The organism is Streptomyces sp. N50, assembly GCF_033335955.1.
Lineage (GTDB): Bacteria > Actinomycetota > Actinomycetes > Streptomycetales > Streptomycetaceae > Streptomyces.
Window position 1 is genome coordinate 5,099,028 of record NZ_CP137549.1, and the last position, 17,099, is coordinate 5,116,126.

Here is a 17,099-nt window from a genome sequence, read left to right on the forward strand (position 1 = left end):
CGAACTGCCCGGCCCCGGACGGGACCCACCCACCACCGTTGTACCGAAGGAGCACAAGTACATGTCCCCAACCCCCTGGCGCGTAGGCGGCGCCCAACGCCAAGGTCACCGAGAGATCCAGGCCGATGCCTTTGTCGTCGGCGGCGACCGGGCCACCGGCCGCATCGCCGTCTGCGTCACCGACGGTCTCGGCGACACAGCTGAGGCAGCCGAGGCCGCCCAGATCGCGGCCGACGAGGCCGCCCGCGCGACGCTCACCGCCACCACCGAAGCCGGCTGCGCCGCCGCCCGCGAGCGCCTCGCCGCCAGCGACAACCTGGCGGACGCGTCGATCGTCACCGCCCTGTTCGACCCCGACCACAGCCGCATCGCGATCACCTGGGCCGGAATCTGCCGCGCCTACGCGCTCACCGACGACGGCCAACTCCAGCGTGTCACCTACGACCACTCCCTCGGCGAGCGCATCCGCCGCCACACCACCCAGAGCGGCCCGCTCACGCTCTACGACCGCAAGGTCACCCGCACCGTCGCACGCCACGAGTTCGTCACCACGTCGCTGCCCGCCCACACCATCCGCAGCGTGCTGCTGTGCAGCAACGGGGTCAGCGAACTCCTCGCCGACCACCTGATCCTGCGCGGCCTGACCGCTTCCGACCCCGACGACGCCGCGCAGTTCCTCGTCGCCTCCGCCGGCATCCACGGATCCGACAACGCCACCGCCGTCGTACTCCGTCATAAGTCCTGACCCGACCCCCAAGGAGCCAACACCCGTGACCCAGCAGCCACTTCGCCCCACCCAGGAACCCCTGTACGACCTCGCCGTCACCTACGTTCAGTCGGCCGAGTCGCTCTACCTCGCCATCCACGACGACATCGCCGCCCGTGTCCGCGCCGCCCACCCCGACGCCCAGCACCTCGAGGTCAGCGAAGACGTCGCCGGTGACGTCGAACTGCACGGCATCTGGAGCGCCCCGGTGCCCGGACTCGGCACCCGCCGCCTCCTGCGCGCCCCCGACTCCACCGCCGCACAGGAGGACGGGCCACTGGACCTGGACGAACTCGTCGACGACCTCGAACGGGTCCTGGTCGGCCCGTACCTCTACCAGTGGGGACTGGCCGAGCCGCACCCCGACCACCAGCACCGCGACCGCCGTTGGATCACCCTTCCGCCCGCCGACCGCGCCGCCCACATCGCGGGCATCGTCCGCCGCTACGTCCCTGACGCCGTCTCCCTGATCTGCCTCTTCGAGGCGAGCAACGGGCGCGTCGCAGTCGGCTTCGAGCAGGTCATCCGCGCCGACGGCGAGACAGTCACCGTCCCGTGCCCCCGCTGCTCGCCAGACACGGCCGACAGCCTGTGGCCGCACGACGTCTCCCACCAACTCGCTGCAGTCCTCGGCCAGCTCTACACCCTCCCGCACCTGCGCAGCCGCCACCTCACCCCGTGCGTGGACCTCGAGTCCGAGCACGGCGAACCGCTGTGGCTCCTCCCCTTCCCGCACCCCGAGCCCGTCCCGAGCCTCATTCCGACCCCCGTCGCCCCGTGATCCGGAAGGACACCACCTCGATGACCAACAACACACCGACCGCGATCGACGCGACCCTGCACCACCGCAACGCGGCCGTCACCGCCTTCGACAAAGTCCGGGCCCAGTACGAGGTCGCCGTCCTCGACCACGTCAGCGCCCGCATCCGTGCGGCGTTCCCGGACACCACACACCTCACGTTCGTCCACTACTCCCGCTCGCGAGAGCTCGACCTGCGGGGGTTCTTCACCACCGGCCCCGACGGCACCCAGCGGCAGATCCTCGACGCCACCGCCGGTACACCCGCCCTCGACCTCGACGAACTCGCCGACGACCTGACCGAGGCGCTCGCCGGCCTCCACTCCGCCGCCTGGAGCGCCGTACGCCCCGATTCGGTCGGCGAAGGGCAGTGGGTCCTCGACCTCCCGCCGTACGACCGAGCCGCCCGCATCGCCGAACTCGCCCGCGCCCACCACCCCCACGCGATCCTGCTCACCGTCGACTTCACCGACGACCCGGCCCGGATCCTGGACCTCGCCAGCGCGGACATCGCGGAGTCCGGCGACACCCTCGCAGAGCCCGTCCAGGCCCTGCCGCACCGGCCGCTGTGGCCCGCCGAGACCGAACGGCAGATCGCCGTGCTCGCCACACAGATCCGCGCCCTCCCGCACCTGCGCGCCCAGTACCTGCTGTCAGTCGACGGCCTGGAGGGCCGCAAGGCGATCCTCGCCCTCCCGATGCCGACCCAGAACGAAATGTCATGACCCTGACATTTGAAAGGTCGCTGATGCCCGCCGTCCCTGCCCAACACGTCCAGGCCATCGCGTCCAACGTGCTCAGGACCTGGCCGCTGACAGTCGGCCTGACCATCGAATACGTCGCTTTCCACGAACAGGGCCAGCACGGCGCGGTCACCTTCGCCGTCGTCCGCGCCAAGGAACCCTGGCCACACCCGGTCCTCATCCGCTGCGACGGATACGGCCGACCCACCCGCGGCTGCGAGCACCCCCGCCCCGACGGCCAACCCTGCTGGCAGCCGGCCGCCTCCCACCTCTCCCTGCGCGACCTCGGTCTGTGCCCCCAGCACCTGCCACCCCTCACCACCGGCGACTGGGTCCGCCACCCCGACCAGCCCGTGTACGGACGCGTCACCCGCACCGGACCCGACGGCACCGTCGCCATCGACTTCGGAGGCGGCGAGATCACCCTCCACGCCGCCCAGGTACCGCGCGTCCCCGCGCACATCGCAGCCGAACTCGACCGCGGCCCCCTCGACACCGGCGTGCACCTCGCCGACGACTGACCACCCACCGTGCCGCGTGGGAGGCGGCCACCGGCGGACCCGACCACGCCAAGCCATCCACCAAGCGGAAAGAGAGCTGCTCCATGGGCAGTTACGCCGTGATCACCATCCCTTTCACCAGAGCCGTGTACGTCCACGAACTCCGCCCAGGCGACGTGTTCACCTTCCTCGACGCCCCGGCCACGCCACTCGCGATCACAGCCGTCAGCAGGACGGACGTCTCCTCCGAGCTCGCCCTCCTGCGCGTCTCCACCCCGGCGACCCGGCTGCACCTCCCTGCCAACACCCCCGTGCGCGCCCGCCGCATGCTCCGCACCGTCACGCTGCCCTGCCTGCTGTGCAAGCGGCCCGAGGGCATCGACCTGGACCTCCCGCAGGACGGTGAGCCCCTGTCCTTCGTCTGCGGCAGGCACACGCCCGACCCCGAGGTGAAGCCGTGACCCTCACCTACCTCAGCGCAGTCCAACTCCTGCGCCGCACGGACGAGTTCAAAGCCCGCGCCCTGTACGCGGACGTCATCGACGCCCTCGAACAGCACTGCACCGACGTCGGCGTGGACTGGTGCGGCAACGAGCTGAACATCACCGTCCAGCTCACCGGCGACGGCGAGCAGTACGTCGCCATCGCCGGCCGCTACTCCCTGCCCTGGCACGACGACCGCGGCGAGCTCGGCGGCTGGAAGGCCGTCCACATCGACAACACCTACGGCACAGCCAAGGTCATCTACGACACCACGACCCCCGAAGGCGACCCGCCCGGCGACCTCGCCCTCGAACCGCTCGCCGAGGAAGTCGGCGCGTACGTGACCGGCTGGCACGCCGAACACGGCTGACCACCCACCGCACACCACTCACCGCACATCACCGGGGCCGCGCCCGTTCGGCCGGCCCCGGCCCCACCCATGCCCCAACGCCCGAAAGGCACCCCTCGTGCTCAGCTTCACCGTCGGCAGCGGACCGGCCATCGAGGCCGAAGAGTTCGCCGACTTCGACACCGGTCAGGCCGTCTACCGCATCACCGGCATCGGCGCCTTCACCCTCGGCTGGAACCCCGACTGGCACCCCGACGCCGACCACCCGCCCACCGAAGAGATCCTCCAAGTCGCCTACGGCACAGGCCCTGCCGGCTTCGACATGACCGAAGCCCCCGTCCTCTTCGGCGTCACGCTCGCCGGAAGCGAGTGCTTCCCCCGCCAGACCGTCGACAGCGGTCGGCTGCGCCTGCGCCCGTACCGTCTCCTCGCCACGGCGCCCGTCCGCGCTCCCAAGGGCACCGCCCGGAGGGCCACCGAGATCGTCAACGCTCTCCTACGGCACTGGCTCGCCCAGCCCTGGACGTCGGAACTGCGCCGAGCTCACGAGCACCACAGCGCGCCCCGTTCCCTGAGCCGGTACGCCGGACTGATCGCCGAGTACGAGCAACACATGCAACGCCTGCGTCGCGACCACGCGTACTACATCGCCCGCACCGACCGCGCCACGGCAGTCCTCCAGGCCGGCCCCGTCCCGGTGCCCGCGAGCGCACCACCGCATCCGTTCGCCACCACCGAGTCCGACGAGAGGTGATCACGATGGTCCAGTTCGACCTCTTCGGCGAGGTGGAGCAGAAGCTCGAGACCCGCGCCGAACAGCGCGAAGCCGAACAGCGCGAAGAGGAAGCCGCCAAGCCCCGCTACGCACCCCGCCGCAAGAAGTACGCGGCGCCCCGCGCCCCCAACCAGCACGCCCACAAGATCGCCGAGAACGTGATGGACGCCTGGTACAGCCACCACGGCGGCAGCCGCATGGACATTCCCCTCGGCACCGTCGCCGCCCTGACCTTCTTCCGCGAACCCCTCGTCGGCGACTGGCTCCTCACCCTCCAACCCTCGCAGTTCCCACCGCTGTTGCGCGAGATCTGGGGCGTCCAGTGGTACCACCGCCCCGACCTCATCCAATGCGCACGCCCCCTGCACGACTGGATCGAAGAAGATCCCCACGACCACCAACTCCGCGCCGTCCAGGCCGTCGTCCACACCGCGGTGAACACCGGACTTCTCGACCTCACCGGCCACGACGACCCGTACACACGAACCGGCGCCGACATCCTCAGCCCGCTCCTCACCGGCCTGCGGCACAAGAGCGACAAGAAATGGCGCGGCGAGTACCACACCCCACCCTGCGTCTCGGACCTGATGGCGAACATCCTCCTGGACGCCCATGACGGGCGGCAGACGATCCGGGAGCCGGCCATCGGCAGCGGCGGCATGTTCCGCTCCGTCGCCCACCTCCTCCACGAACGCAACCTCAACCCCCACGACTACACGTGGATCGGCAACGACATCGACCCCCTCTCCGCCGCCTGCGCCGCAGTCAACGCCATCTACTGGGATCTCGGCCCCCAAGTCGCCATCTGGTGCGGCAACACCTTCGAGGAGAACGGCCTCAACAAGGCACTCACCGAACGCACCGCGGTCATCAAGCACCGCAACACCGTCGTCGAGCGCGCCAGGCTCGAACAGAAGACGCGGCGACTCCTCCACGCCTTCGACCAACTTCTTGAGGGAGCAGCCGCATGACCGCCACCGACTCCACTACCAAGAAACCGCAGCGTCTCTTCCCCGCCGACTTCGGACCGTTCATCACAGCGATCCTCGAAGTCCTCGGCGACGGCTGGACCCTCGACGACGAACAACCCACCGGCCTCACCGCCTTCCTCACCCACACCGACGGCCGCCGCATCGGCATCCGACACCTCTGGCGCGGAGAGGCCGTCCAGACCTGGGCCATCGACGTGCCGCGACGCGAGTTCACCGACGACAACGACACAACGTCCTACGCCGACAGCCTCGAACACCTCACCCCCGGCATCCGCTACAACACCGGCGTTGCCTTCACCGCCAACCCACCCGCCCAGGCCACCGCGGACACCATCCGAGCCCGGCTCCTACCGGCCTTCGACGGCGAACGCCCGCCCCTGCGCGCCTTCCCCCGCAAACGCGCCCGCACCGCAGCCAAGAAGACCACCACGGCCGCGAGCACGAAGAGGAAGACGACGAAGACAGCCAGGCCGAAGCACCAGACCCACGAGAACCCGCCCGCCGAGCCAACCGTGACCAAGCCACCGGCCCCCAGCCGCCGCAGCACGAAGGCGCAGCCCACCACGAAGAAGACAGCGGCACCCGCCAAGCCCCGCCGCACCACAACCACCGCCACCAAGACGGCGAAACCCCGCCCCGAGCAGGCACAGCAGACCGAGACCACCAGCACCAACTGAGCGCACAGCCGATGGGTGCGGGGTGCACCAACGCCGCCCCGCACCCATCAGATGTAGGGAAGATGCACAACTGCCATGACATAACTCGACCTGTTCGGCGAGCACCAAGCAGTCCACGACCGAACCTTGGCCCGCGAGAAACAAGCTGCAGCTCGCGCCGCCCGCTACGCCACGCTCCGGGAATCCCTGAAGATCGACTGCTGCACAGGCGAACCCATCCCGCGCAGCGAGAACGGCTGCGAGCAGTACCGCTGCGGAGCACTTGCCTTCGCCGGCACCTTCGCCTTCGACCACGACTGCGGCTGGGACGGCTGCTACGCCGACACTGAACCCACCCGTGGCACCGGTCAGACCATCCTCGAAGCCGGCCTCTCCGCCCACCGGCACGACAACGAGCATCACCCCCACTGTGCCCGGCCCGGCTGCGGCCACGCCCGCGGCGTCCAGCAAGGCGTCCCGCACCCCTCCGTCCCCGAAGACTCCAGCTGCTACGAGTACTGCGGCTGCCGCGGCTACGTCGCCCCCGCCACCCCCACTGCCTGAACTTGAGTTCTAAGGCACTGGGTGGCCGCCCTTCGGTCAGGCTCCCTGTCCCTAGTCGGCACCCTCACCCTGCTGCTGCCATTCACGAGGCCAGTTCCCGGACGGAGGTGGGGGCCCAGCAACCCCAAGTTCGCGCCGGGCGGAGACGTAGAAAGCATCCCGCTTCTGGCTCACCCGATGCGAGTCGCGGGTCCACCCCTCCGCGTCGTGCCTCTGCTCTCGCGCATGCAACTCCAGCGTCCAGATTGCCTCGTGCCATGACCGCGCCGCTACGACGGTCTCGGCGTCACCAACCAGCAGTACGGACTCCCAGAGTGTGGCCCGACGCGCTTCGGCTTCGGCGAGAAGCCGCAGTCCTTCGACGGGCTCCAGGGGATCCACGACGTGCGCATAGCCCAGTGCCGCGCCGATGCGCTGGGTGATCCATATCTGCTCCTTGAGCGCATTGCCGTATCGCGCGTACACGTCGAATTTCTTCTCATGCCAGCGCTCGGATTGGGTTCGGCGCCACCTCGTCCGCTCGGTCAGCGTCGTCGTGCCGTACGAGCCGGCGGCGCCGACTGCCACAGCCATCAATGTGGCCAGCTGATCCAGAAACACGGCATTCCCCCTGCGCAGTTGACGGCCTGTGAACAGGCTGCTCCACCAGGTAGCCCGTGCCCAGTGGCAGGGTGAGCTCTGGCCTCGAACGGGGTCCCGAACTTGATCGCCCGTACGGGGCATTTACGTCCAGCTCGGGCTTGGCCAGCCCGAATGGCACCCATCTGCTGGTACGCCGAGCGCGCCCAAGATTGGCTGAATGCGAGCGGCCCGAAAATCCGCCAGTACAAGCGCAAAACGGATCTCGTACTCTTGGCGTCAACGCGACTCACGAATGCCCTCGGGGCCTGCAGGCCCTTTCCTCTCCCGGGCCGCCGCCCAACTGGCCCGCAGCAACCTCCACATGCTCGTCGCCGACGCCCTCGGTCTGGCGGTCGCCGGTGACCTCAACCAACTCCACCGGGCGTACGGCCACCTCTGGTTCGGCGACATCCGCCCCACGATGAGGCCAGTTGGGGCAGACTGATAGGCGCAGGCTCCCGGGGACAGAGAAGTACGCAGTGCCCGAGTAGCAGTGCGTAGGCCCCGAGAACCGAGCCAAGCCCGACAGCTGCGGCTTCGTCGGGACTCCTTCCCGGCAAGTCAATGCCCTCGGTCCCATGCGGGACCATCGGGGACGCTCCGGGGACAACGGGCCCCACGGGGACATCCCGGGGACAGAGTGTTCGAGAGCGAACAGGAGCAGCGGGGACCGATCGGGAACCTCAGGGCCGGAATAGCCGCAGGTCAGTGGTGCGCCGGGGGTTCGGATCCCCAAAGCCGCAGGTGAGCCCCATGATCGGGTCCAGTACCCGTTACTGCTCGTAATGCGTAGGTCTCGGGTTCGAATCCCGAAGGCGGCTCTGTGGAAGCCTCAGGACTCACTCGCCGTGACCTGGGGCTTTTGCTTTTGTGTGACCTTGCTTCTGGGGTGTGTGCCGGCTGAGGAGCCCGGCGATGTGGCCTCCGGTGGCCGACCGGTGGCCAAACCTGCGGTCAGCGTGCAGTGGCGGTGTCCAAGAGTGCGCTGGGCGTGTGTGGGTTGGCGGAGCAGCGTTGTCGTATCCCTGCAAGGCGTTGCCCTGCGGGGTCAGTTGTGAGGACCTCGGCCAGGTCGAGGGGGCATCCAGCACCAGTTTCCGATGGAACCCGCGGGCAGGGGGTGAGGGACATCGGAACGAAAACCGGCGCATCGCCGTCGCGTCCGAGTCGGCGCGCCAGGCGGCAGGTTCGCCAGCCGCGTCCGTCGCGCACCAGGGCGCCGCGCTCCCCTTGGAGGTCCTCCAGGTGGTACGCGTTGGAGGTCCTCCAGGTGGTACGCGACCGGTGAGGTGCTCTTCAGCCCGACGGCCCCGGCGATCTGCCGAACCGACGGGTCCTCGCCGTACTCGGCGATCCTGCGCCGTACGACCCCGGGGATCTCCTCCTCCCGCTCGGTGAGGTGCTCCGGGCGGCGGTTCGCAACCGGCCCCCGAGAGTGCGGGCCTGGCGGCGCAGCTCGACTCGCGCCGCCGGCGTCCGGCCCGGGGCGGGGAAGTGCGGGTGCCACAACAGGCGCCCTGCGGCGCGGCCTTGTCTGGCGGTGGTGCTATCGGCCGGCCGAGTGGGCAGGCCTGCGGGCCGGAGCGCTCAAGCGTGCGACGGCGAATGAGGCGGAACTGACCGCCAGCACCCCGATCACCGCTCCGAGCGTGTTGAAGGTGAGGTCGTCCACGTCTGCCGTTCTTCCTGCGCGTTCCACCCACTGCGTGAATTCAATGACGAAACTGAATGCCACGCATGAGCCCAGGACGACATACAGGGAAGGCCTGCGTGCGCTGTAGTAAGCCAGCACGGAGAGTGGAATGAACATCAGAGCGTTCGCGGCCTCTTGCTTGAAGATCATTGAGATCTCGCTCGCGTCCATACCGGAAGTGCCGTACAGAAGTCCTTCGCCCGGAAGCCAGTAGATCTTTCCGTCATCTGTTCCCAGCGCGCCTTCGGGGATTACCGTCGCGGCAAGGACGAGTAGTGACCAGACTGACAAAAGCACTCTCGCGATTGACCGGACGTTTTCCGGGTGACGGGAGGACAGGCGTTCGACGGCCAGGCAGAAGAGTACGGTTGTCAGGATGGCGACAAGGCAAGTGGCCGGAGTTACATAGAAGACGACTTGCCACACGGCTTGCCCTCCCTGACTCTTGGGCGTGATGACCAAGGCTGCGGGTGCGAGAGTAGCACTTCCGCACCCGCAGCCTGAATCCGCTCTCGACAGGAATTCCCGCCGAATTTACATGCAGTACCACTTGCCGATATAGGTGTCACCGGACTTGGTCTTCATGGCGGCCCGAATGCACCAGCCCTTGTCCATCGTGAGATACCGGGTTTTCGAGACGGTACGTCCGGCCTTCGCCGTCAGCCAGGCCGAGTCGTAGTCTTTCGGCTGAACTGTCCCGTTCGGGGTCTTGGCCTGTTCCCCCAGCATGACTACGACATCCGATCCCCCGTTCTTGAAATACCGGGTCTCGTAATCCCCGCTTGGCTTGGACGGGTGAAAGATGCAGAGCTGCCCGTTTTCGAGGTCGCCGCAGCCGTCCGTGGTCGCACTGGCCTCGGGTGCCAGCACGATGGAAATGGCAGCGAAAAAGGCCATGGCGGACGCCAGAATTCCCGCTTTACGCACGGGATCCCCCTGATTACTGAGTGTGCTTGGTCATGGTCAAGCTAACACCGGTGTCGATCTTGCCCGCATTCCCGCCACGCCTACGTGTCTGGATCAGGCGGAGCGTTCTTCCTCGACGAGCTCGTCGCTTCTGCGTGGCGGCGTCATCCTGGGAAGACGGGGTGAGGGCGTCGGCCGGCTCCGCATCTGACCGCGTGCCATGACCTCAACTCACCGAGGCATCCGGCGCCAACTCCAAGCCCGCTGCCGCGAGGAAGTCCCCCAGGCCGATGACACCGCCGCCGGTGCCGTCGTCCCATCCGATCAGGAGCCCTGAGCGGCCCTCGTTCCAAGACTCCGGGGTGTCCGCATCATCGTCAGGGCCGGGATGCCACTCGACGCAGCCCTCACCATGCCGGTATCGGAGATACAGGTACTGGCCGTCCGCCGTCCAGGCATCCCACTGCACCGGGTATGCAGAACACGTCTGCACGACCCGCGTCAGCTTCCGACCCTCATCCGTACTCATCCGACGATGGTCACGCAGCCTCAGGTGCCCGGCAATCAACTTCAGTCCATCGTCACCGGTGCCTCAAGCGGCAGCCAGACGCAGGTCAGCGTTGATCGGCCGGACAGCTCCTAGGGGCGACCTCTTGGTCCACGCTGTGGTTCCCGCCGACGCATGGGGCAGGTTGCGAATGCCCGTCGGATCAGGGGACCCGTCTTCTCCAGCGAGATCGTGTCCGGGGCGATCCGGAGATAGAGCAAGATCAGCTCGCGCTTCGGACGGAGACCACTGAGGCGTGGTTCACCATCCGCCGGTAGGCGATGTAGTGCCTGAGCGCGGCCACCTCGACCTCGCCCCAAGCCGTCAGCATCTCGGCCAACTCGTCGTACAGGTCTTGCAGGCAAGCAGGGGGTGCGCTCGGGTTCGCCTGGACCGGCGGTTTCAACCCAGACCCCGCCGGTACCGGCTGTCTCCATCCGCTCCCGACGCTGCCGCCGGGCCGGAGCGGGCCGGGCCGGAGCGGGTCGGGGAGAACCAGGTACGGACTCGATCAACAACAGGCTCAGCAGCCCGCCGTCGAAGGCGCGGTAGCGCACCAGGTCGATCCGCTCGTGCAGACGGTGCGGCGCGACCCGGTCGTGGTGCGAGAAGCCGGCCGCGATGCAGACCATCCGCGGGTTCCGCCAGTCGATCGCATCGGCCGCAACGATCGCATCGGCCGCCTCGGCCGCCTCGGCGCCCAGCTTCTCCTTGGCCAGCGCCCCGAACTCGTGTCGTGCCGAGTCCTGCCACGACAGGGAGGAGACGGCCTGCGACACGATGCCGCTGCCGGAGCCCTTCTTGTACTCGACCACCACGGGGGCGTTGTTCTCGTCGAGCCCGAGCGTGTCGATCCGACCCCGGTGCCGTGGTCCCGTCGGGTACTCCGACGCCAGGAAGCGGGATGCCGGGCATCGACTCCATCCCGGTCATCGGGGTCCCCCTCCCGCGATCGGTACAAGGGGAGCAATCGAAACGGCCAGAGGGGTATTCCAGAAGGAGAGTGTTCCCCTCGGACTGTCCACTCGTAGAAGGGACCGGATGTGCGGGCGGATCTGCCGAAGCCCCAGGACTCACTCGCCGTGACCTGGGGCGTTTGCTCTGGCCGGGGTCAGTCCGGGCGAGGCCCCGCCCCCCGTGCCACCTCCCGCAGCAACGGCCGGCTGGCCGCGCTCGCCCCCGCCAACCCCGCGAAGCCCAGCGCCAGGCAGCCGGCGAGGAGGGTGAGACCCCCGGCGTCCAGATGTGGTGTGCCGCCGGCGAAGGTCAGGGGGGCCGCGCAGAACAGGCCCGTGAGTACCGCGCCGGTAGTGAGTACCGCGCCCGGAAGTACCGACTCCGTGCGCCTCGCCGTGTCCAGGACGCGGAGGGGGGTGCCGGCGAGGTGGAGCAGGCCGTAGGTGCGGCGGCGGTCCAGGACCGAGGAGGCCGCTGTGATGCCGGTTGAGGCGATGGCGATCGTGAAGCTCGCGGCCAGGACGGTCAGGGTCGAGAGGTGGAAGTCGTGGTCGAACTCGCGTGACTGCCAGTCGATGTCCGTGCCGGTGAGGGGGTACTGGCCGGGGGTGAGACCGGTCAGCGCGGCGCGTGCCGCGTCCATGCGGCCCGGGGCCGTGATGGTCGCCGTGAGCTGGCGTTCGCCACCGCCACCGGCGCTGCCACCGCCCACCGCACCGCCACCGGCGCTGCTTACCGCACCGCCACCAGTGCTGCTTACCGCACCGTCACCGTCACCGCCACCGCCCACCGCACCGCCACCGGCACCCGCACCGCCACCGGCACCCGCACCGCCTGCCCCACCGCCCCCGCCGCTCCCAACTCCACCGCCCCCGCCGCTCCCAACCCCACCATCGCCCTCAACCCCGCTACCGCCCCCGCCACTTGCCCCCGTGCCCGTAGCCACCCAAGTCGTCGTCACACCAACCGTCGCCCCGATCCCCGCATCCCTCAACCGAACCTCCGCCAGCTCCCGCACCGCCGCGACCCGCTCGCTCGGTACGGCGAGGGACAGTTGGCCGGGGGTGTCCCACGGGGAGCCCGCCGCGATGCTGAAGAGGGCGAAGAAGCCGGCTACGAAGCCTGCCAGGGTGAGGCCCGAGACCGCGCGCCAGACCGACTTGGGGTCGTCCAGCAGGCGGCGGCCGGCCAGGAGGGTGGTGGGGCGGCGGGCCAGGTCCGTCACCAGGGAGCCCAACGTGCCTACCACCCAAGGGCCGATGACCGACAGCGCGGCGAAGACGGCCGCGCAGCAGTACACCACCGCGTTGATGTCCATCGGCCTGCCCTTGGAGAACTGCCAGTAGCCGACGAGTACGGCGACGAACAGCAGGGCGCGTACGGCGTTCAGGCGGGGGGTGCGGGAACGCCGTACGACTCCCAACGGGCCTACGACCACCTGGCGCAGGCCCGCCAGCGCGCTGACCGTCACCATCATGACCACGCCGGTGAGGACGGCGAGGAGGACCGGCACGCCCACCCAGAGGTCGGCGACGTACCAACTGCCGCCCGCCACCGGGACGTTGGACGCCAGGGGGAGCAGCGCCGCGTAGCCCAGCGCGCCCGTCACCGCTCCCGCCGTGGCCGTCAGTGCCGCCTCCGCCGCCGCCATTCCCGCTATGCGGCTCGGTGCCGCGCCGAGCAGGCGCAGCAGGGCCAGTCGGCTGTCCCGGCGGGAGACGGACAGGCGGGCGGAGGAGGCGCCGAGGAGCAGGAGGGGGATGATCACCAGGGCTGTCGCGAGCTTCGTCAGGTCCTGGTACTGGGTGGTCATGCCGTCCGCCGGGCGTGCTCCCTTGAAGTCCGCTATGGGAGTCGGGGTCACTATGTCGCCGGGGCGGCGGGGGTCCGTGCCGCGTTTCGTCGTCATTGTCGGGGAGTCGGCCTCGTAGCCGACCACCGCCACCAGCTCGCCCGGCCGCGCCAGCGCGGCTCGGCCCAGGGTGCCTGTGGGGGGTTCGGACGACGACCCTGACGACCCCGGGAGTCCTGATAGCCCCAACAGGCCCCGCCAGCCACGCAGTTCGGCCAGCGCCGGTGAAGTCCACACCTCGCCCGGCTCGGGAAAGCGGGGCATGCCAGGTGGTGCGGGGGGACTCGTCCGGCCGTCCGGGAGCGCCGCTACGTCTACGACCGTCACCGGGGCGCCGTCGGCGAACGTGGTCGCCGCGGCCTGGATCGCCACCGCCTGCGCGGAGTTGGACTTCGCGGGGGTGCGCCAGTCCGTGTGGGCGGCGCGGGCGCCGAAGCCCAGGTTGGCGGCCACGCACAGGAACAGGAGCGAGGTGCAGAGGGCGGAGGCGGCTATGGAGAGGGCCACGCCGAGGTTGCCATGGCGGCCGCCGCCACGCAGCAGGCGCCAAGTCAGCGTCCAGGTGGTGTGGTTGGCCTTCATCGGCCGGCTCCTGTGTTCGCTACGGCGCCCCGCGAGGTCGTCGTCTCTCCTACGATCCGCCCGTCCCGCACCCGCACCGTACGGTCGCACCAGCGGGCCACCGACTCGTCGTGGGTGACCACCACCAGTGCCGCGTTCTGCTCCTTGGTGACCCGCACCAGGAGGCTGATCACCTCCTGGCCCGTCGTCTGGTCGAGGGCGCCGGTCGGTTCGTCGGCGAAGACGACCTGGGCGCCGGCGACCAACGCCCTTGCCAGGGCCACCCGTTGGGCCTGGCCGCCGGAGAGCTGGCCGGGGCGGCTGTCCTCCTTGCCGTCCAGGCCGAGCGGTGCGAACCAGGTGCGGGCCTGGCGTTCCGCCTCGCGGCGGGGTGTGCCGCCGAGCATCAGAGGGAGGGCCACGTTCTCCACGGCCGGGAGTTCGGGCAGCAACTGGCCGAACTGGAAGACGAATCCGAAGCGGACCCGGCGCAACTCGCTGCGATGCGGCTCGCGCAGCTGGTCGATGCGTTTGCCGTCCAGCAACACCTGTCCGCTGTCCGGGCGTTCGATGTTCGCCAGGCAGTGCAGCAGCGTCGACTTGCCCGAACCCGAGGGGCCCATCACGGCCACGGACTCACCGGCGCGCACCGCGATGTCCACCGCGTCGAGCGCGTGCGTCGACCCGAAGGACTTGGACAGCGCGATGCCCTGCAACACCGGCGGAGGAACTGGCTGAGGAACAGGAGGTGGGGAGGGAGTCATGCGCCCAACATGCCGTTCCGCTACGGCACTTCGCCTCGGCCGGGCGACCGGTTCGCGCTCCTCGCGTCGTCCTTTCGGCCGAGGCCGGGCGACAACGGCCGCCCCTACGCTGCGAGTTGTGCGAGAACTGGACGATCAGAATCTGGGCGACGACCAGACGGCCCTCTCCCGGCTGTCCCGCCGTACCGCGCTCACCGCGCTGGCCCTGGTCATGGCGCTGCTGTGGGTGCTCGATGTGGCCTCCGTCGTCACCACCGCCGGGCTCGAAGGGAACGGCGTCTGGTGGCGGGTGGTGCCCGGTGTCGTCGCCGCCGCGGTCCTGCTGCTGCCCGGGAGGGCGCCCTCGCTGACCTGGGGCGCGGGGGCCGCCGTGGTCGTCTCCTGGGCGGTCAGCCTGGGGCTGCTCACGTCCGTGACGCCGTCCTTCGCCGGGTGGGGGCTGCTGGAGACGCTGTGTCTGCTGCTCCTGCTGGTGCGTACGGCGAAGGACGTGTCCTCGCCCTGGGCGGCCGCGACTCTCGGCGCCGCGCTCGGTGTTGCCGTGATCGCGGCGCCGATGCGCTTGGACGCGAACGGGGTCGTCTTCTCCTTCCTGCTGACCTTCCCCACGGGTGCCGCCGTCGGGCTCGGCTGCTATCTGCGGAGCCTCGACGACCGCAGAAGGCGTGCCGTCGCCGATGTGCGGCAGAGTGAACGGCTCGAACTCGCCCGGGAACTGCATGACTTCGTCGCTCACCACGTCACCGGGATCGTCGTGCAGGCGCAGGCCGCGCGGGCGATCCGGGAGAGCGCGCCCGAGCAGGTGGACGTGTTGTTGGGGCACATCGAGCGGGCCGGGTCCGAAACCCTCCAGTCCATGCGGAAGTTGGTGCGGGTGCTGCGCGAGGACGACGGGCGGGCGGTGCGGCCGGGGGACCTCTTCACCGAACTCGGGGAACTGGTCGCCGCGTTCGCCGAACGTGACGCCCCCGCCACCCTCCAGGTCGCGGCCGAGGTGCGGCAGGCGCGGCCCGATCCCGAGGTGGAGACGTCCGTACGGAACGTGGTGCGGGAGGGGCTGACGAACGTACGACGGCATGCCTCGGGATCGCCGTCCGTGTCCGTGCGGGTCGCGCTGGCGGGGGAGGGCGACGGGGACGGGCGGCGGCTTCGGGTCGAGGTGCACAACGCGCCGTCCTCGCGGCGGGCCGCGCCGAACGCCGAACCGCTGGGCGGGCGGGGCGGGTTGGGCCTCGTCGGGCTGGCCGAACGCGCCGAGGCCGTCGGAGGCACGCTGCACGCGAGCCGGGCCGAGGACGGGGGGTGGCGGCTGACGGCGGAGTTTCCGTTGCGCGGGGCTGTGGCAGGATCGCCCGCATGACCGAGGCCAATGCCGGTGCCGGCACGAGTGGTTCGGGAAGACGTATCACCGTTCTGATCGCCGACGATCAGGAAATGGTGCGCACCGGATTCCGGCTCATCCTCCAACTCCAGCCCGACATCGAGGTGGTGGGCGAGGCGGCCGACGGCGCGGAGTGCGTGGAGCTGGCCAGGAAGCTGCGGCCCGACGTGTGTCTCGTCGACATCCGGATGCCGAAGCTCGACGGGCTGGAGGTGACCCGGCTGCTCGCGGGGCCCAAGGCCGTCGATCCGCTGCGGGTCGTGGTCGTGACGACCTTCGACCAGGACGACTACGTCTACGGGGCGTTGCACGGCGGCGCCTGCGGGTTCCTGCTGAAGGACGCGGGACCCGGGCTGCTGGTGGAGGCCGTGCGCGCGGCCTCGCGCGGCGACGCGCTGGTGTCGCCCGCCGTGACCGTACGGCTGTTGGAGCGGATCGGTGAGCAGCGGCCCGCGGCGGAGACCGCCCGGCGGGCCGAGGTGTCCTCAAGTCCCCTGACGGGACGGGAACTTGATGTGGTGCGGCTGGTCGCCGAGGGGCGGACCAATCAGGAGATCTGCGCCGAGCTGTTCGTGTCGCTCTCCACCGTCAAGACGCACATGGCCAGCGTCCAGGGCAAGTTGAAGCTGCGGAACCGGGTGGAGATAGCCGCCTGGGCGTGGCGGAGCGGTGTGGTCGGCGACCGCTGATCCGGCCGGTCGCCGTGTCCCGCACCACACTGCTCCGCAGCACCACGGTGCTCCGGCCACACCAACTGCCGCGCCACACCGCCTACTTCGTCAGGCCGTAGTCGAAGCTCACGCGGTCGCCGTGCACTCCGGTGACGGAGATCAGCATCTTCTTCGTCTCGCCCTTGAAGACGGCGGTGCACGCCACGGTGTAGTCCATCTTCGCGCGCAGGCCGCCCGGGCAGCTCACGGACTGCGGGCCGTCCTGGAAAAAGGGGATGGCGTAGTTCTCCTTGGCCTGCTTCTCGACCTCGGCGCGCGGCACCGTGTGGTCCGGGCCGCTCGCGGTGGCGACCGACGAGTTGTCGAACACGTTCCATGCCACCACGACGCCGCCGGCCAGTACGGCGGCCGCGGCCAGGGCGATGACGATGCGCTTCATGCGGAGCTCCTCGGTTCGCGGTGCGGCCGGTCCTCACCGGCCGCTGTCCCCAGAGCTTCCTCCCGCACGGGTACCCGCCA

The 17,099-nt window shown here is 69.7% G+C and carries 22 protein-coding genes; 13 read left to right on the forward strand and 9 right to left on the reverse strand.

Going from position 1 to position 17,099, the window contains the following annotated elements; translation table 11 throughout:
* The first annotated feature begins 61 nt into the window (after positions 1-61).
* From R2B38_RS22785 to R2B38_RS22830, 10 genes are all read left to right on the forward strand, one after another.
* Positions 62-745 (forward strand): hypothetical protein, encoded by a 684-nt coding sequence (locus R2B38_RS22785; RefSeq protein ID WP_318017909.1) that lies wholly within the window; start codon positions 62-64, stop codon positions 743-745.
* 25 nt (positions 746-770) lie between these two features.
* Positions 771-1,547, forward strand: a complete 777-nt coding sequence (locus R2B38_RS22790) for a hypothetical protein (protein ID WP_318017910.1) — start codon at positions 771-773, stop codon at positions 1,545-1,547.
* Positions 1,548-1,567: 20 nt separating this feature from the next.
* Positions 1,568-2,290, forward strand: a complete 723-nt coding sequence (locus R2B38_RS22795; RefSeq protein WP_318017911.1) for a hypothetical protein — start codon at positions 1,568-1,570, stop codon at positions 2,288-2,290.
* Positions 2,291-2,313: 23 nt separating this feature from the next.
* Positions 2,314-2,829 carry a hypothetical protein gene (locus R2B38_RS22800; RefSeq protein ID WP_318017912.1) on the forward strand — a complete coding sequence of 172 codons (516 nt, stop codon included), beginning with the start codon at positions 2,314-2,316 and terminating at the stop codon, positions 2,827-2,829.
* An 83-nt stretch (positions 2,830-2,912) separates the two neighbouring features.
* Complete coding sequence (locus tag R2B38_RS22805; RefSeq protein ID WP_318017913.1) at positions 2,913-3,269, forward strand: hypothetical protein; 357 nt, start codon at positions 2,913-2,915, stop codon at positions 3,267-3,269.
* Positions 3,266-3,661: a hypothetical protein gene (locus R2B38_RS22810; protein WP_318017914.1), complete on the forward strand. Its 396-nt coding sequence runs from the start codon at positions 3,266-3,268 to the stop codon at positions 3,659-3,661. Before R2B38_RS22805 ends, R2B38_RS22810 begins: the two co-directional genes overlap by 4 nt.
* A 97-nt stretch (positions 3,662-3,758) precedes the next feature.
* Positions 3,759-4,394, forward strand: a complete 636-nt coding sequence (locus tag R2B38_RS22815; protein ID WP_318017915.1) for a hypothetical protein — start codon at positions 3,759-3,761, stop codon at positions 4,392-4,394.
* A 5-nt stretch (positions 4,395-4,399) separates the two neighbouring features.
* A complete protein-coding gene (locus R2B38_RS22820) occupies positions 4,400-5,386 on the forward strand; it encodes an N-6 DNA methylase (RefSeq protein ID WP_318017916.1) in 987 nt (328 codons plus the stop codon).
* Positions 5,383-6,084, forward strand: a complete 702-nt coding sequence (locus tag R2B38_RS22825; protein ID WP_318017917.1) for a hypothetical protein — start codon at positions 5,383-5,385, stop codon at positions 6,082-6,084. Before R2B38_RS22820 ends, R2B38_RS22825 begins: the two co-directional genes overlap by 4 nt.
* 126 nt (positions 6,085-6,210) lie before the next feature.
* Complete coding sequence (locus R2B38_RS22830; protein ID WP_318017918.1) at positions 6,211-6,627, forward strand: hypothetical protein; 417 nt, start codon at positions 6,211-6,213, stop codon at positions 6,625-6,627.
* Positions 6,628-6,678: 51 nt separating this feature from the next.
* Here the strand turns inward: R2B38_RS22830 and R2B38_RS22835 are convergent, their stop codons facing one another.
* A complete protein-coding gene (locus R2B38_RS22835; protein WP_318017919.1) occupies positions 6,679-7,227 on the reverse strand; it encodes a hypothetical protein in 549 nt (182 codons plus the stop codon).
* Between the two features lie 274 nt (positions 7,228-7,501).
* On the opposite strand from R2B38_RS22835, the gene R2B38_RS22840 reads away from it, so the two are divergent.
* Positions 7,502-7,693 carry a hypothetical protein gene (locus R2B38_RS22840; protein ID WP_318017920.1) on the forward strand — a complete coding sequence of 64 codons (192 nt, stop codon included), beginning with the start codon at positions 7,502-7,504 and terminating at the stop codon, positions 7,691-7,693.
* A 603-nt stretch (positions 7,694-8,296) separates the two neighbouring features.
* On the opposite strand, the gene R2B38_RS22845 is transcribed toward R2B38_RS22840, so the two are convergent.
* The 7 genes from R2B38_RS22845 to R2B38_RS22875 all read right to left on the reverse strand — a co-directional run bounded on the left by R2B38_RS22845 (position 8,297) and on the right by R2B38_RS22875 (position 14,528).
* Entirely contained in the window at positions 8,297-8,755 is a 459-nt protein-coding gene (locus tag R2B38_RS22845; RefSeq protein ID WP_318017921.1) for a hypothetical protein, read from the reverse strand.
* A gap of 39 nt (positions 8,756-8,794) precedes the next feature.
* Positions 8,795-9,367 carry a VanZ family protein gene (locus R2B38_RS22850; protein ID WP_318017922.1) on the reverse strand — a complete coding sequence of 191 codons (573 nt, stop codon included), beginning with the start codon at positions 9,365-9,367 and terminating at the stop codon, positions 8,795-8,797.
* A gap of 108 nt (positions 9,368-9,475) precedes the next feature.
* Positions 9,476-9,868, reverse strand: coding sequence for a hypothetical protein (locus R2B38_RS22855; RefSeq protein WP_318017923.1), 393 nt, complete (start codon positions 9,866-9,868; stop codon positions 9,476-9,478).
* 205 nt (positions 9,869-10,073) lie between these two features.
* Complete coding sequence (locus R2B38_RS22860) at positions 10,074-10,376, reverse strand: hypothetical protein (protein WP_318017924.1); 303 nt, start codon at positions 10,374-10,376, stop codon at positions 10,074-10,076.
* A 110-nt stretch (positions 10,377-10,486) separates the two neighbouring features.
* Positions 10,487-11,212, reverse strand: coding sequence for a hypothetical protein (locus tag R2B38_RS22865; protein ID WP_318017925.1), 726 nt, complete (start codon positions 11,210-11,212; stop codon positions 10,487-10,489).
* Between the two features lie 293 nt (positions 11,213-11,505).
* Positions 11,506-13,785 carry an FtsX-like permease family protein gene (locus R2B38_RS22870; protein WP_318017926.1) on the reverse strand — a complete coding sequence of 760 codons (2,280 nt, stop codon included), beginning with the start codon at positions 13,783-13,785 and terminating at the stop codon, positions 11,506-11,508.
* Positions 13,782-14,528, reverse strand: a complete 747-nt coding sequence (locus R2B38_RS22875) for an ABC transporter ATP-binding protein (protein WP_318017927.1) — start codon at positions 14,526-14,528, stop codon at positions 13,782-13,784. The genes R2B38_RS22870 and R2B38_RS22875 overlap by 4 nt, the downstream gene beginning before the upstream one ends.
* A 118-nt stretch (positions 14,529-14,646) precedes the next feature.
* Here R2B38_RS22875 and R2B38_RS22880 point away from each other — a divergent pair, with 118 nt between their 5' ends.
* Positions 14,647-15,888 carry a sensor histidine kinase gene (locus tag R2B38_RS22880; RefSeq protein WP_318017928.1) on the forward strand — a complete coding sequence of 414 codons (1,242 nt, stop codon included), beginning with the start codon at positions 14,647-14,649 and terminating at the stop codon, positions 15,886-15,888.
* Complete coding sequence (locus tag R2B38_RS22885) at positions 15,885-16,598, forward strand: response regulator (RefSeq protein WP_051801641.1); 714 nt, start codon at positions 15,885-15,887, stop codon at positions 16,596-16,598. Before R2B38_RS22880 ends, R2B38_RS22885 begins: the two co-directional genes overlap by 4 nt.
* An 82-nt stretch (positions 16,599-16,680) precedes the next feature.
* Here the strand turns inward: R2B38_RS22885 and R2B38_RS22890 are convergent, their stop codons facing one another.
* On the reverse strand, positions 16,681-17,019 hold the full coding sequence (locus tag R2B38_RS22890; RefSeq protein ID WP_318017929.1) for a DUF4333 domain-containing protein: 339 nt from the start codon (positions 17,017-17,019) through the stop codon (positions 16,681-16,683).
* Between the last annotated feature and the right edge of the window lie 80 nt (positions 17,020-17,099).